Origin of the sequence: Embleya sp. NBC_00896 (assembly GCF_045207785.1) — a bacterium.
Lineage (GTDB): Bacteria > Actinomycetota > Actinomycetes > Streptomycetales > Streptomycetaceae > Embleya.
In genome coordinates, this window is record NZ_CP108776.1 from 3350448 (window position 1) to 3363887 (window position 13440).

A 13440-nucleotide genomic window follows, 5' to 3' on the forward strand; every position below is an offset into this window, starting at 1 on the left:
AAGCACGCTGCTAGCAAAGATATCCGGAGTCGAATCCACCGGTCCGCTCCCGCGGTGGTGGCCCACGCCCTAGCGGCCGGACAGCAGGTCCTCCACCTTGGCCTCGCCCTCGCGGTAGCGACGGGTGATCTCGGTGGCGCAGTCGTCGGCGGTCCGCTGGAGGCGGTGCCGGCGCGAGGACACCTCGTGCTCGTGGCTGCCGAGCTTGTCGAGCGCCTCCCCCAGTTCCGCGTCGGTATGCGCGGCGAGGTCGGACAGGCCCACGTCCGCGAGCAGTTGCTCGATCCAGCTGCGGTAGCGATCGGTGCGCGGCGGCTGGACGTTGACGTGTCGCGCGCCCCGCGTGGGCGGTCTGGATTCGGACAGGATCTCCGGCAGCCGACCGACCACCGGCGATTCGGGCTCGGCGCCGTCCTGCCCCGAGCGCCGGGCCAGTTCCGCGCGCAGGATGTCGATCCGCCCTTGGAGCAGCCTCCGCAGATAGGACAGATCGTTCTCCTCGCGCTGGGCGTCACGCATGAGTTCGCGAACCCGACTCAGCGTGAGTGCGCGGATGGCCTCCGGGGCCACTCCGTCGGGAAGATCCACCATGAGACGCATCGTGTCATGTCGGACAGACCACCGCGTGCCAGATGGCTCGGAATCGCTCCGGACGGGTGTGCAGAATGGGGCCATGCGCGCCGTCCTGCAGGTTGTGACCGAAGCATCCGTGACCGTCGAAGGGGAGATCGTCGGCTCGATCGTGGGCCCCGGACTGTGCGTACTGGTCGGGGTCACGCACTCCGACACCCCCGAGATCGCGCGCCGGATGGCCGCGAAGCTGTGGACCATGCGCGTGCTCGACGGCGAGAAGTCCTGCTCGGACCTGGCCGCGCCGCTCCTGGTGATCTCGCAGTTCACGCTCTACGGCGACGCCCGCAAGGGCCGCCGGCCGACCTGGAACGAGGCCGCGCCCGGACCGGTCGCCGAGCCGCTCGTGGCCGCGGTCGTCGCCGAGCTGCGCGACCTCGGCGCGCAGGTGGGCACGGGGGTGTTCGGCGCGGACATGAAGGTCGCGCTCGTCAACGACGGCCCGATGACGCTCGTGGTGGACATGTAGGGCGGGCGCGGGACGGCGGGGGTTGTCCCCATGTTCCCCGCGCGGGTATCGACGGAGAATGGCGTCAGGTACACCGACCGAAAGGGGTTGGACCCATGTCGCACCGTGGCCCGTACATCGCGGGCGGGATCGTCATCGCCATCATCGCGCTGATCCTGCTGCCGTCCTGGATCGCCTGGACCGTGGTGGCCGTCGCGATCGGCCTGCCCGTCGTCGCCTACTTCGCCCTGGACCGCTCGCAGCGGCGGCGCATCCACCGCATCCGCCGCCGCGAGATCCGCTAGTACCGTGGCCGGGAACGTTCACCGGTTCCCGGCCACGGCACTGGAGACGCCCTGGGCCCTACGCGGGGACCACGACCTCCTGGGTCGCCGGCACGCCGCCGGCGAGCAGTTCCGCGTCCACCGCGGTGTTGCGCTTGATCAGGGCCAGCGCGATCGGGCCGAGTTCGTGGTGGCGCGACGCGCTGGTCACGAATCCGACCTGGCGGCCCTCGAGTTCGACCGGCGCGCCGTGCGCGGGCAGCGCCTCCGGCGTGCCGTCCAGGTGCAGGAAGACCAGGCGGCGCGGCGGGCGGCCGAGGTTGTGCACGCGCGCGACCGTCTCCTGGCCGCGGTAGCAGCCCTTGTCGAGGTGCACGGCGGTGTCGATCAGGCCCAGCTCGTGCACGATCGTGCGGTGGTCGGTCTCGCGGCCGAGCCGCGGCCGGTGCGCGGCGATCCGCAGCGCCTCGTAGGCCCACATGCCGGCCGGGTTCGCGTGGTCGCGCCCGTACGCCTCCAGGCGCTCGCGGGGCAGGAACAGCTCGCGCCCGTGGGCGCTCGTGCGCACGAGTACGTCCTCGGGCGTGTCGCCGGGGTCGGCCGCCTCGTACACGATCGCGAAGTCGGCGGACACGTCCGCGACCTCGACGCGCAGCAGGAAGCGCATGCCGTCGAGGAACGCGACCAGGGCGGGCGCCTCGCCGGGCTCCACGTGGGCCCAGAAAGCCTCGCCGTCGTCCACGCCGTACAGCGCGTGCTCGATGTGCCCGTGCGGGCTCAGCACGAGCGTCAGGGTCGCCTCGTGCGGCTTCAGCGCGGTGAGGTGCTGCGTGGTGAGCGAGTGCAGCCAGCTCAGCCGGTCGGGGCCGCTCACCTTGATCACGTCACGGTGCGACAGGTCGACGAATCCCTCGCCCGCCTCCAGCCGGCGTTGTTCGCGCAGGGGGTCGCCATAGTGCGCGGCGACGCCGGCGTCGGGGGCTTCCGCGGCGACCGCTCGGGGCAGGGACAGCAAAGGACTCGTGGGCATACCCCCACAGTACGAGACCGGCCGAGTGGACCTCAGGGAACCCGGGCGGCCGTGCAGTCGGCGCAGCGGCCGAAGATCGCGAAGTGCGCGAGGTCGACGTCGAAGCCGTGCTCGGCGCGCATCCGCTCGCCCAGCGCTGCCGCGACCTCGGTCTCGACCTCGATCACCGTGCCGCAGTCCCGGCACACCAGGTGCAGGTGCCCCCCGACGTCCGCCGGGTGATAGGTCGGCGCGCCGTGCCCCAGGTGGGCGTGGGTGACCAGGTCGAGTTGTTCGAGCAGTTCGAGGGTGCGGTAGACCGTCGAGATGTTGATCCCGCCGGCGGTCTTGTGCACCTCCACCAGGATCTCGTCCGGCGTCGCGTGCCCCAGGGTGTTCACCGCTTCGAGGACGAGTTGGCGCTGCGGCGTGAGCCGGTAGCCCTTCTCCCGAAGTTCGTGCTTCCAGTCAGTGCTCACGCCGGAAGTTTACGAGTGCGGACCGGGCGCCGTGCTATTCGGCGGCGAGGTCCGCGTCGACCCGCTTGAGCTGAGCGGACACGTGCGCCTGCAATGGCTGCCCCATGGCGGCCATGTCGAAGGCGTACATCAGCTCGCCCTTGACCAGACCGTAGAGCCGGTGGCCCGCCGTGTACTCCTTCGCGTCCTCGGTGCGCGCGACGACGTCGGTGCGCATCTCCAGGCGCGGGCCGTCCACCTTGCCGAGCCAGACCTCCACGATCCCGGTGGGGTGCGCGAGCGTGACGTCGACCGAACCGTCCAACTTCGAGCGCCAGAACCCGGTCTCGGTCGCCAGCGGCCGGACCCGCTCGCCCGCGTCGTCGAGCAGCCAGGTGCGCGACGTGTAGGTCAGGAACGGCTTGTTCGCGATGTAGCCGAAGGTGACCTGCTGCCCGAAGCGGAACGCCTCGATCGTCGGATAGTCGCCGACGCCGGCGCCTTCCCAGGTGCCGAGCAGGAACGCGAGCGGGACGGCGTCGAAGTGCAGGTCGTCCGGGATTTCGATCATGTGAGAGAAGCCGCTTCCGGGGTCGGGTACGGCGGATCAGCCTACCCGGCCACGGGTCAGTTCTGGCCCTTGTACAGCTTGGACACGGTCAGGGCGGCGAACCAGGCGACCAGGACGCCCACCACGGCCAGCAGCGCAATGAAGAAGATGTGCATCGCCCGGGTGCTCCTCGTGCTTCGTACGTTACGTATCGACCGGATCCGGCCGGCGGGTCGCCAAACGGCCTCAGTGTATAGGCTGCGGATCGTGAAGCGATCTCTCGTGGTCAAGGTCACCGCAGGTCAGGACGCGCCGGAGCGCTGCTCCCAGGCGTTCACGGTGGCGTCGGTGGCGCTCGCGTCGGGGGTCGACGTGTCGCTGTGGCTCACCGGCGAGTCGTCGTGGTTCGCGCTGCCGGGCCGCGCCGCCGAGTTCGAGCTCCCGCACGCCGCGCCGCTGCCGGATCTGCTGGCCGCGCTGATCGCGGGCGGCCGGGTGACCCTGTGCACGCAGTGCGCGGCCCGGCGCGAGATCACCGGCGACGACGTGCTGCCCGGCGTCCGGATCGCGGGCGCGCAGGTGTTCGTCCAGGAGGCGCTCGCGGACGGCGCCCAGGCGCTGGTGTACTGACCCGCGGCTGTACCGACCCGCGGCCGGCGCCGACCGCCGTGCGCCGGGCTCAGTGGCTTATCCCGGAGATGTTGAGGCCGATCACGCCGAGCAGGACCAGGCCGATCGAGATCAGCTTGAGCGGGGAGGCGCCCTCGTTCAGCAGCCAGATGCCCACCAGCGCGGTGCCCGCCGCGCCGATCCCGGTCCACACCGCGTAGGCGGGGCCGACCTCCAGGCTCTTGAGCGCGTACGTGAGCAATCCGAAGCTGCCCAGCGCGCACGCCGCGAAGCCCACCGTGGGCCACAGCCGGGTGAATCCGTGACTCTGCTTGAGCATGATAGCGAATCCGGTCTCCAGGATCCCCGCGATGATCACGATCACCCATGCCACATGTGCCTCCCCGCGTCGCGCCCTACCCATGTGCCCCGAGTATCCCGAGTTTCCCGAGTGCCCCGAGTGCATCCACGGGAGATACGGAAACCTTTCTGCCCCCACCACGAACGGGACACACCAAACGACTCCGCCCCTCCCCCGAGCACGTGGGGAGGGGCGGAGCCGCTGTGGCACCGACCGGGTCGCGGGATCCGAAGGTGTACGTCCGATGGAGACCCGACCCGTCGGGGTCAGACGGCGATCTCGACCTCTGCGACGGTGCCCTTCTCGGCCACCACGACGCTGCGGTCCACGGTCGCGCCGGGGACGAGCGCCCGCACGGTCCAGTTGCCCGGGGCCGCGAAGAACCGGAACTGACCGGTCGCGGAGGTGGGCACCTCGGCGGTGAAGTCGCCGCCCGCGTCGAGCAGGCGCACATAGCCGTTGATCGGCTGACCGCCCTTGGTCACCGCCCCCTGGATGATGGTTTCCTTCGCCACGTCAACTCCTGCCAGATCCGGGCCGCCGGCCTTCGCACCGCACATCGTTCTTGCTCCCTGAAGTCGGGTAGGTGGTGTAGCCGTCGGTCACTTGCCGTCGCCGAGCTCGATCGGCACGCCGACCAGCGCGCCGTACTCGGTCCACGAGCCGTCGTAGTTGCGGACGTTGCCCTGCTCCAGCAGCTCGTGCAGGACGAACCACGTGTGCGCCGAGCGCTCGCCGATGCGGCAGTAGGCGATGGTGTCCTTCGCCAGGTCCACACCCTCGCCCTCGTAGAGCGCGGTGAGCTGCTCGTTGGACTTGAAGGTGCCGTCGTCGTTGGCGGCCTTCGACCACGGGATGTTCTTCGCGGTCGGCACGTGGCCGGCCTTCTGCGACTGCTCCTGCGGCAGGTGCGCCGGGGCGAGCAGCTTGCCGGAGAACTCGTCGGGCGAACGCACGTCGACCAGGTTCAGCGTGCCGATCGCGGCGAGGACGTCGTCGCGCCAGGCGCGGATCGAGGTGTCCTGCGGCTTGGCGACGTAGTTCGTCGCGGCGCGCTCGGGGACCTCGACGACGAGCTCACGCGAGTCGAGCTCCCACTTCTTGCGACCGCCGTCGAGCAGCTTGACGTCGCCGTGGCCGTAGAGCTTGAAGTACCAGTAGGCGTAGGACGCGAACCAGTTGTTGTTCCCGCCGTACAGCACCACGGTGTCGTCGTTGGCGATGCCCTTGGCCGAGAGCAGCGCGCCGAAGCCGGCCTCGTCGACGAAGTCGCGCTTGACCGGGTCCTGCAGGTCGTCGCGCCAGTCGATGCGCACCGCCCCGCGGATGTGGTTCTTCACGTAGGCGCTGGTGTCCTCGTCGACCTCGACGAGCACGACCTTCGGGTCGTCCAGGTGGGCCTGGACCCAGTCTGCGTCTACGAGAACGTCGGAGCGGCTCATGGGATACCTCCGGTGAAGAAGTGCGCGGGGTTCGCGGGATTCACGCTGATTTGGGGTACACCCGGGCATGCTGCGGCGCCGCGGCACACGGGTGTGATGGTGCGATTGCTACGCGGGGGTCGGGCGCCCGTTCCACCGCGTCGTCACACGGTTCGGGTCCCGAGGGCCGACGGCCGGTCGTGGTCCGCCGAGGGCGGGCCGTCGAACGACGACTGTCGACAAGTCAGTCAGCGCAACACAGGCAGGTCTGCGTGCGGCACAGGTCCACTGCGCGCCGCTTGGTGAGGTCATCCGCCTGTCGCTTCACAGGTTCGATCGTAGGGACGGCGACCGCCCCTGTCATGCCTGTTCCAGGATGCGAGACAAAATTGTCCGCCTGCTGAGACAAGCGGGCAAATGGTCCAGATTTGTCATGGTTGCGCAGGGGGAATTTCCAACAGTTCTTCGCCGTCGCCGACGATCCTGACCGCGAATCGGGTGATCTCGCCGACCGGAATGCTGGTCCCGCCGCGAATCTCGTCGGCCGGGCCGTACCCGCCGGCCGGTACCTGCCACGACGACGCCGTCTCCACTCGACCCTTCGTGCCGTACACGTCCAGCTGGCAGCGCGTGCCGGGGCGGATGCCGGACAGGGTCAGGTCCACGCTGCTGCCCCACGCGGTCGCGGCGTAGCGCAGCTCGGCGCCCGCGCCGGACCGCGGGTCGCTCGCGCGGACGGTACGCCCGCCCGGCGGCGGCGACGCGGGCGCGGTGGTCGACGGGGAGGGCTGCGGCGGGGCCGTACTCGCCGGCGGCGCTGCGGTCGTGCCGTCGCCCCCGGCGTCGCCGAGCGCCCAACCCAGCGCGCCCGCGAGCACGACGAGCACGGCCGCGGCGGCGACCGCTACGTGGCGCAACCGTCGGCGCCGCCCGGCGCGCCCGGCGGCGTCGGCCAGCAGGCGGGTGGGCGTCGCGCCGTTCGCGGCCACCCCGCTCGCCCGTGCCTCGGCCTCGGTCAGCCGGGCGAGCAGGCCGGGCAGGCCCGCGAGTTCGTCGTACTCGGCCCGACAGCGCGGGCACGTGGCCAGGTGCGCGCGGACCTGCCCGGCCTCGTCCTCGGCCAGCGCGCCGAGCACGAACGCGCCCAGGTCCAGGCGCGCGACCGCGCAGCCGATCCGCGGCGGACCGCCCGGCGGGTGCGGGGGCCTGGCCGGGGCGGGGTTCGGCGGGGTCGCACCGCCGGGAGTGGTGCCGTTCGGCGCCGCGCTCTCGTCCCCGGTGTCCGTCACGGGACCAACCCCCTTTCCTCCAAGGCCACGCGCAGCGCTCGCAGCGCGTAGTACGTCCGTGATTTCACCGTGCCCTCGGGCACGCCCAGGGCCTTGGCGGCGTCGGCCACCGAACTGCCCCGGTAGTACGTCTCCAGCAGCACGGCCCGGTGCTCGGGACTCAGCGCGGCCATCGCCTCGGCGACGTCCCACGCGAGCACGGCCCGGTCGAACTCGGCCTCGGCGCCCTCGTCGGGCACCGTCGCCAACACCGCGTCGCCGGTCTCGGGCGGGCGCGCCCGGCGGGCCCGCCCGACGTCGATCACCACGTTGCGGGCCACCGTGCAGAGCCAGCCGCGGACCGAGCCGCGAGCGGGGTCCAGGGCCTCGGGGTGGCGCCAGGCGCGCAGCAGCGTCTCCTGGACCACGTCCTCGGCCCAGGCCCGGTCGCCGCCGGTCAGTCGCAACGCGAAGCCCAGGAGCGGCCCGGCGTGTTCGAGGTACAGGGCCCGGATGACCGCCTCGTCGGCGGTGGAGATCCGGGAGGCGGAGTGCAGCGGGTCGGCGGCCGGGATGTCGGCCTCCGGCGCGGGCCGCGCGAGGAAGGCGCGGGCCGCCGCCGGATCCGCCTGCGCCTCGGCGCTCAGCACGTCGGAACGGTGCACCACACCCGCATCACGAGCGGGCGGGCCCGGCGGTTCATCCCGCGTCCCGGGACGGGACCGGCGGCGTATCCACGGCATGGCCGCATCCTCCCGTGACTGCGGCGCCGCCGCACACCTAATCAGCCGATCATGACCCTGCCCAGCAGATACGCGGCCGGGGCCGCGAGCGCGAGCGGCAGGGATACACCGGCGGTGAAGTGGACGAACCTGGACGGATGGTCGTAGCCGGCGACCCGGCCACCGAGCAGCCCGAGCACCGCCGCCCCCGCGCCGAGCAGCCCGGCGTAGGGCGCGTCGCCCCCGAGCGCCACACCCGCCGCGGCGCCGGCGGCCGTGCCGAGCAGCCAGGCCGCGATCGGCCCGAGGATCGCCGGCAGCGGCACCGCCCGGACCAGGGTCGCGACGCCGGCCGCGAGCACCGCGGGCACCACCGCCGCGCCCGGGTCCATCGGACCGCCTTCGAGGTCGCCCGCGACCAGATAGGCGACGTCGAACGCGGAGATCAGCGCCGCGGACGTGGTCACCGTGAGCGCGGGCAGCAACTCGCCGGGGCGGGCCCCGCTCCGGGCCTGTAGCGCCAGCAGCACGAGCAGCGTCACCGCGAGTACCGCCGGCACGCTCGCCAGTCCCTGCTCGCCCTTGGCGAACACCGCGACGTCGGTCGCGAACGAGGCGAGCACCACCAGCGCGATGCCCTGCCGCGCGGGCCACATCCCGTTCAGCCGGAACCATCCGGCGGCGGTGACCACTTGGAGGAAGGCGACGCCGAGCACGAGCGCCGGCTTCCCGGCGATCGCGGTCACCGCGAGCACGGCGGCGAGGCCGACCGTGCACAGCGCGGGCAGCAGGCCCGGCGGATCCCAGATCGGCGTCCGGGCCGCGCGCGGCTCGCGCGGCTCGCGCGGCGCCGACACGGGCGCACGCTGCGCGGGCACGTAGGCGGGCTCGTCCGCGGACTCGTGACCGTGCCCGAGGTCGAAGTCGGGGTCGTACGCGTCGGCCGGCTCGTCCGGGTACCCATACGGCTCGGCACCGGCCGGGTCGGCCTCGACCCCGGTGTCCACGATCGCCGGCAGCAGGCTCGTGGCACCGTCGTAGCCGTACCCGCCCGGGCCGGGCTCGGTGATCGCCGGCAGCACGCTCGTCGAGTCCTGGTGGCCGTACCCGGCGACCGGCGGCTCGACGACCGGCTCCGCGTACGTCTGCGGATAGGACTCCTGCTGGTACCCGTAGGCGCCGTACTCGGCCGGCTGCGCGTACTGCGCGGGCTCGGCGTAGCCGCCGTAGCCCTCGACGGGCTGCCCGTAGTGCTCCACGGGTTGCCCGATCGGCTGCCCGTACCCGTCCACCGGCTGCTCGCCGTACGCCGGGGCGGACTCGACCGGATGGCCCTGCTCGCCCTGGTACGTCGCCGCCGGGTCGTAGCCGCCCGGCTCCTCGTAGTGGTCGCCCGCCGGGCGCCCGCGCCGGCCGCTCATCCGCCGGCGAAGGGCGGCAGGACCTCGACGGTGCCGCCGTCGGTCAGGGTGATCGCCGCGTGGTCGCGCAGGCCCACGGGGTCGCCGTCCACGACGAACGAGCAGTTCGCGACGACCGCGCCGAAGCGGGTCGAGTCGACGTGCCGCTCGTGGGCCCGCCGCAAGGCCTCGGCGAGGGTGGCCGCGTCGTACGGCTCCTCGGGCGTGCCCGCGGCTTCCTTCGCCGCGGCCCAGTACCGCATGGTGCCGACCGCCATCGCGCCCGTCCTCCTGTGTGTCCGTCTGTGCGTCCGCGACTCCCACGCCGCCGGCGCCGAAGTGTGCAGCATCCATGATGACGCCCTTCGCGCGCCGACCGGACCCCTCGGTGCGCGGATCACCCTTCGGTGTGCGTCCGGGCCCATCGCCCGATCCGGTCGAGCAGCTCCGCGCCGACCGCGTTCTCGGCGTGTCCCAGCCCCGGCTCGATCCACAGCTCCTTGGGCGCCCGGGCCGCGTGGTGGATCTGCCGTGGGTGATCCAGCGGGAAGTACGGATCGTTGTCGCCGTGCACGACCAGCAGCGGCGTGGGCGCGATCGCGGCGGCCGCCTCGAAGGGCGCGAGCGGGACCGGATTCCACTCCTGCGGGGAGATCCGGGTGCGGGTCACGAACCGGGCGAGCACGCGACCGGCCGGCCGCTCGATCGCGAAGTGCACCCGGCGCATCGGCGGGGTCCCGCGGTAGTACCAGCGCGCCGGGGCGCTCACCGCGACGACGGCCGCGACCCCGTCGTACAGCGCCGCGTGCCGCAGCACGACGCTGCCGCCCATCGAGAAGCCCACCGTGACGATCCGGCGGTAGCCCAGCCGCCGGGCCCATCCGAGCACCGCCTCCAGGTCGCGCACCTCGCGGTCGCCGACCGTGCTCAGGCCCGCGGACGAGCCGTGGCCGCGGAAGTCGAAGCCGAGCACGCCGCCGTGCCCGCGCAGGCCCGCCATCACCGCGCCCACCGCCGGCCGGCGCCACGAACCGGTGAATCCGTGGGCCACCACGAAGACTCGCTCGCGCGACCGCGAATCGGTGCCGGACAGGTGCACGGCACTGATCCGCACGTCGTCGTCGGTGATCAGGACTGCCTGCTCGGGTGCAGGCATTCCGGTGAAAGCCGGACCCGAATGTGTCCGCAGTGCGGGAAGATCCCCGGGTCGGTCGGTTCCTTGAGGCATGTTCGCTATCCTGACCCCGAAGGCTCATCCCCCGATGACGGGCACACCCCAAAGGACCCCGGAAGTGGTTCCCGAACGGTTACGGATTCGGACGAGTCGGCGACCAATGAAGGATCCGGGCGACGATGCCCCGGGTCCTTTCGTGTTTTAGTGGAGGTGTCCCGTTGAGTGCTCTGCTGCTGCTCACGAACGCGCTCCAGCCGTCGGCCGAGGTGCTGCCCGCACTCGGCCTTCTGCTGCATCAGGTCCGGGTCGCCCCCGCGGAGGCTTCCGCCCTGGTCGACGCGCCCGCCGCGGACGTCATTCTGGTCGACGGCCGGCGTGACCTCCCCCAGGTGCGCAGTCTGTGCAGGGTGCTGCGGACCACCGGGGTCGGCGCCCCGCTGGTGCTCGTGGCCACCGAGGGTGGCCTGGCCGCGCTGACCGCCGACTGGGGCGTCGACGACGTGCTGCTCGACACCGCGGGGCCCGCGGAGGTCGAGGCCCGGCTCCGGCTCGCGATCGGCCGGCTCCAGGCCGCGCAGGGCGCGGAGGACGAGCCGACCGAGATCCGCAACGGCGATCTGACCATCGACGAGGCCACCTACAGCGCGAAGCTGCGCGGTCGCGTGCTCGACCTGACGTTCAAGGAGTTCGAACTCATCAAGTACCTCGCGCAGCACCCGGGCCGGGTGTTCACCCGGGCCCAGCTGCTGCAGGAGGTGTGGGGTTACGACTACTTCGGCGGCACCCGCACGGTGGACGTGCACGTGCGGCGGCTGCGCGCCAAGCTCGGCCCCGAGCACGAGTCGTTGATCGGTACGGTCCGCAACGTCGGCTACCGCTTCGTGGTGCCCGACCGCGGCGTCGGCGAACCGGCCCTCGCCGAACGCTCGTGATCGGGTCGCGGCGCTCGGCGTCCCGACGATCCGACGGGACGTCACATCCCATTCCCTGAAGCACAAAACAGACTTATCCGGAACAACGCGGAGTACTGCCCGCGTCCCGCGTCCAGGTTGTGAACTCCCATGAGCCGCGCCGCTCGTGGTACCTACAATGACCGCGTGCCCAAAGTGACCCGCGACGATGTCGCCCGCCTGGCGGGGACCTCCACCGCGGTGGTCTCCTACGTCGTCAACAACGGCCCGCGCCCGGTCGCGCCGGCCACGCGCGAGCGTGTGCTCGCCGCGATAGACAAGCTGGGCTACCGGCCCGACAGCGTGGCCCAGGCCATGGCCAGTCGGCGTACCAACCTGATCGGCCTCGTGCTGCCCGACGCCCGGCAGGCGTTCTTCGCCGAGCTCGCGCACACCGTCGAGCAGGCCGCGTTCGAGCAGGGCCGGCTGGTCCTGATCGGCAACTCCGACTACGAGGACGACCGCGAGCTGCACTACGTGCGCGCGTTCCTCGGCATGCAGGTGTCCGGCCTCGTACTGGTCAGCCAGGGCCCCTCCGAACGGGCCGCGCGCGAGATCGCCGCCCGGGACGTACGGGTGGTCCTGATGCACCGGCAACCCGACGCGCTCGGCGGGGACGCGGTCATACTCGACGACGTCCAGGGCGCCTACACGGCCGTCCACCACCTGCTGGACACGCACGGCCTCACCCGGGTGGACTGCCTCGGCGGCCCGCCCACCACGCCGCACTCCGGCGACCCGGTGACCGACCACGTCACCGGCTGGCGCCGGGCGATGGACGAGCGCGGGCTGTCCACGGACGGGCTTCTGCACGAGGCGCCCTTCGGTCGATTCGGCGCCTACCAGGTCGCGTTGTCGCTGCTGTCCGGGCCGAATCGGCCGCACGCGCTGTTCTGCTCGACCGACGACCAGGCGATGGGTGTCCTGCACGCGGCCCGCGAGGTGGGCCTGCGGGTGCCCGACGACCTCGCGGTGGTCGGCTTCGACGACATCGCCGAGGCGGCCATCGCCGACCCGCCGCTCACCACCGTGACCTCCGACCGCGCGGGCATGGCGCGGGCCGCGGTGGAGTTGGCGCTCGAGCGCGAACCGGCCGCGGCCGGCGCACCGCGCGTGCGCACCTTCCCGTCCACGCTCGTGGTCCGACGCAGCTGCGGCTGCGGCTGACGGGCAAGGCGGCGGCACCGACCGACGCTCAGTACCGTTGAGGGCATGGACCTCGCGGATGTGTCGATCGAGACGGTGGACCGGGCTTCGACGGAGGACGTCGCGGCCGTACTGACGCTCGCGGAGGCGGCGGCCGGGGCCGACGGCGCCGCGCCGCTGTCCGAACAGTCCCGCCTGGGGCTGCGGCACGGCGCGCCCGCCGCGCGCGAGCTGATCGCCCGCGCCGACACCGAGATCGTCGGCTTCGCGCACCTGGACGGCTCCGACCCCGTCGACGGCCCGTCCGCCGAACTCTTCGTCGCGCCGAAGGCCCGCGGCGAGGGCCTGGGCCGAGTGCTGCTCGACGCGCTGGTGGCCGAGGCGGCCCGGATCGACGACGGCGGCCGGCTGCGGGTGTGGGCGCACGGCAAGCTGCCCGCGGCCGAGCGCCTGGCCGCGGCCCTGGACTTCACCGCGTTCCGCGAGCTGTGGCAGATGCGCCGCTCGGCCGCCGCCACCGTGCCCGAGTTCGTCCCGCCCGCCGACGTGCGACTGCGCACCTTCCGCCCCGGCGCGGACGACCAGGCGTGGCTCGCGCTCAACGCGAAGGCCTTCGCGCACCACCCCGAGCAGGGCGCCTGGACCCCGGACGACCTGCGCCGCCGCTTCGACGAGCCGTGGTTCGACCCGAGCGGCTTCTTCCTCGCCGAGGACGCGGGGACCGGCGAGCTGCTCGGCTTCCACTGGACCAAGACGCACCCCGCGACCGACGAGTCGGGCCCGCTGGGCGAGGTGTACGTGGTCGGCGTCGACCCTGCGGCGCAGGGCCGCGGCCTCGGCGCGCTGCTGACCGCAGTGGGGTTGCGCCATCTGGCCGAGCGCACGGTGGGCTGCACGCCGCTCGCCGAGGTGCTGCTGTACGTGGACGCGGACAACGAGGCCGCGGTCAAGGTGTATACCCGTCTGGGCTTCCGTGTGCATACGATCGATGTGATGTACCGCCGCTGAAC

18 protein-coding genes are annotated in these 13440 nt (G+C 72.5%); 6 read left to right on the top strand and 12 right to left on the bottom strand.

The genetic code is table 11. The features are described 5' to 3' along the window. Positions 1-69 precede the first annotated feature (69 nt). Complete coding sequence (locus OG928_RS15175) at positions 70-591, bottom strand: ABC transporter substrate-binding protein (RefSeq protein WP_406283932.1); 522 nt, start codon at positions 589-591, stop codon at positions 70-72. 82 nt (positions 592-673) lie between these two features. Between OG928_RS15175 and dtd the strand changes: the two genes are divergently transcribed. Further along, the gene (dtd, locus tag OG928_RS15180; RefSeq protein WP_406283934.1) at positions 674-1099 is read left to right on the top strand and encodes a D-aminoacyl-tRNA deacylase; all 426 of its coding nucleotides are present in this window, start codon (positions 674-676) and stop codon (positions 1097-1099) included. A gap of 95 nt (positions 1100-1194) precedes the next feature. Continuing rightward, the gene (locus OG928_RS15185; RefSeq protein WP_406283935.1) at positions 1195-1383 is read left to right on the top strand and encodes a hypothetical protein; all 189 of its coding nucleotides are present in this window, start codon (positions 1195-1197) and stop codon (positions 1381-1383) included. Between the two features lie 58 nt (positions 1384-1441). Here OG928_RS15185 and OG928_RS15190 read toward each other — a convergent pair whose 3' ends face one another. Genes OG928_RS15190 through OG928_RS15200 form a run of 3 tightly spaced genes read right to left on the bottom strand, consistent with a single transcriptional unit; the run spans position 1442 to position 3400 of the window. Beyond that, a complete protein-coding gene (locus OG928_RS15190; protein WP_406283937.1) occupies positions 1442-2392 on the bottom strand; it encodes a YgfZ/GcvT domain-containing protein in 951 nt (316 codons plus the stop codon). A 32-nt stretch (positions 2393-2424) separates the two neighbouring features. Beyond that, the gene (locus OG928_RS15195) at positions 2425-2850 is read right to left on the bottom strand and encodes a Fur family transcriptional regulator (protein ID WP_406283939.1); all 426 of its coding nucleotides are present in this window, start codon (positions 2848-2850) and stop codon (positions 2425-2427) included. Positions 2851-2884: 34 nt separating this feature from the next. Beyond that, positions 2885-3400, bottom strand: coding sequence for an FABP family protein (locus OG928_RS15200; protein ID WP_406283941.1), 516 nt, complete (start codon positions 3398-3400; stop codon positions 2885-2887). A 246-nt stretch (positions 3401-3646) separates the two neighbouring features. On the opposite strand from OG928_RS15200, the gene OG928_RS15205 reads away from it, so the two are divergent. Then, a complete protein-coding gene (locus OG928_RS15205; RefSeq protein WP_406283942.1) occupies positions 3647-4009 on the top strand; it encodes a DsrE family protein in 363 nt (120 codons plus the stop codon). Positions 4010-4058: 49 nt separating this feature from the next. Here OG928_RS15205 and OG928_RS15210 read toward each other — a convergent pair whose 3' ends face one another. From OG928_RS15210 to OG928_RS15245, 8 genes are all read right to left on the bottom strand, one after another. After that, positions 4059-4382 (bottom strand): DMT family transporter, encoded by a 324-nt coding sequence (locus tag OG928_RS15210; protein WP_406283944.1) that lies wholly within the window; start codon positions 4380-4382, stop codon positions 4059-4061. A 233-nt stretch (positions 4383-4615) separates the two neighbouring features. After that, positions 4616-4909 (bottom strand): DUF1416 domain-containing protein, encoded by a 294-nt coding sequence (locus OG928_RS15215; RefSeq protein ID WP_406283945.1) that lies wholly within the window; start codon positions 4907-4909, stop codon positions 4616-4618. A gap of 42 nt (positions 4910-4951) precedes the next feature. Beyond that, positions 4952-5791, bottom strand: coding sequence for a sulfurtransferase (locus tag OG928_RS15220; protein WP_406283947.1), 840 nt, complete (start codon positions 5789-5791; stop codon positions 4952-4954). Between the two features lie 410 nt (positions 5792-6201). Next, a complete protein-coding gene (locus OG928_RS15225; protein WP_406283948.1) occupies positions 6202-7059 on the bottom strand; it encodes an anti-sigma factor family protein in 858 nt (285 codons plus the stop codon). Beyond that, positions 7056-7706: a sigma-70 family RNA polymerase sigma factor gene (locus OG928_RS15230; RefSeq protein ID WP_406283950.1), complete on the bottom strand. Its 651-nt coding sequence runs from the start codon at positions 7704-7706 to the stop codon at positions 7056-7058. The genes OG928_RS15225 and OG928_RS15230 overlap by 4 nt, the downstream gene beginning before the upstream one ends. Before the next feature lie 116 nt (positions 7707-7822). Further along, positions 7823-9181: a hypothetical protein gene (locus tag OG928_RS15235; protein WP_406283952.1), complete on the bottom strand. Its 1359-nt coding sequence runs from the start codon at positions 9179-9181 to the stop codon at positions 7823-7825. Then, the gene (locus OG928_RS15240; protein WP_406283954.1) at positions 9178-9438 is read right to left on the bottom strand and encodes a MoaD/ThiS family protein; all 261 of its coding nucleotides are present in this window, start codon (positions 9436-9438) and stop codon (positions 9178-9180) included. Before OG928_RS15240 ends, OG928_RS15235 begins: the two co-directional genes overlap by 4 nt. 119 nt (positions 9439-9557) lie before the next feature. Further along, on the bottom strand, positions 9558-10316 hold the full coding sequence (locus OG928_RS15245) for an alpha/beta hydrolase family protein (RefSeq protein ID WP_406283956.1): 759 nt from the start codon (positions 10314-10316) through the stop codon (positions 9558-9560). A 236-nt stretch (positions 10317-10552) separates the two neighbouring features. Between OG928_RS15245 and OG928_RS15250 the strand changes: the two genes are divergently transcribed. The 3 genes from OG928_RS15250 to mshD all read left to right on the top strand — a co-directional run bounded on the left by OG928_RS15250 (position 10553) and on the right by mshD (position 13438). Then, the gene (locus tag OG928_RS15250; RefSeq protein WP_406283958.1) at positions 10553-11266 is read left to right on the top strand and encodes a winged helix-turn-helix domain-containing protein; all 714 of its coding nucleotides are present in this window, start codon (positions 10553-10555) and stop codon (positions 11264-11266) included. Between the two features lie 165 nt (positions 11267-11431). After that, complete coding sequence (locus tag OG928_RS15255) at positions 11432-12451, top strand: LacI family DNA-binding transcriptional regulator (protein ID WP_406283960.1); 1020 nt, start codon at positions 11432-11434, stop codon at positions 12449-12451. Positions 12452-12496: 45 nt separating this feature from the next. After that, the gene (gene mshD, locus OG928_RS15260) at positions 12497-13438 is read left to right on the top strand and encodes a mycothiol synthase (protein WP_406283962.1); all 942 of its coding nucleotides are present in this window, start codon (positions 12497-12499) and stop codon (positions 13436-13438) included. Positions 13439-13440 lie beyond the last annotated feature (2 nt).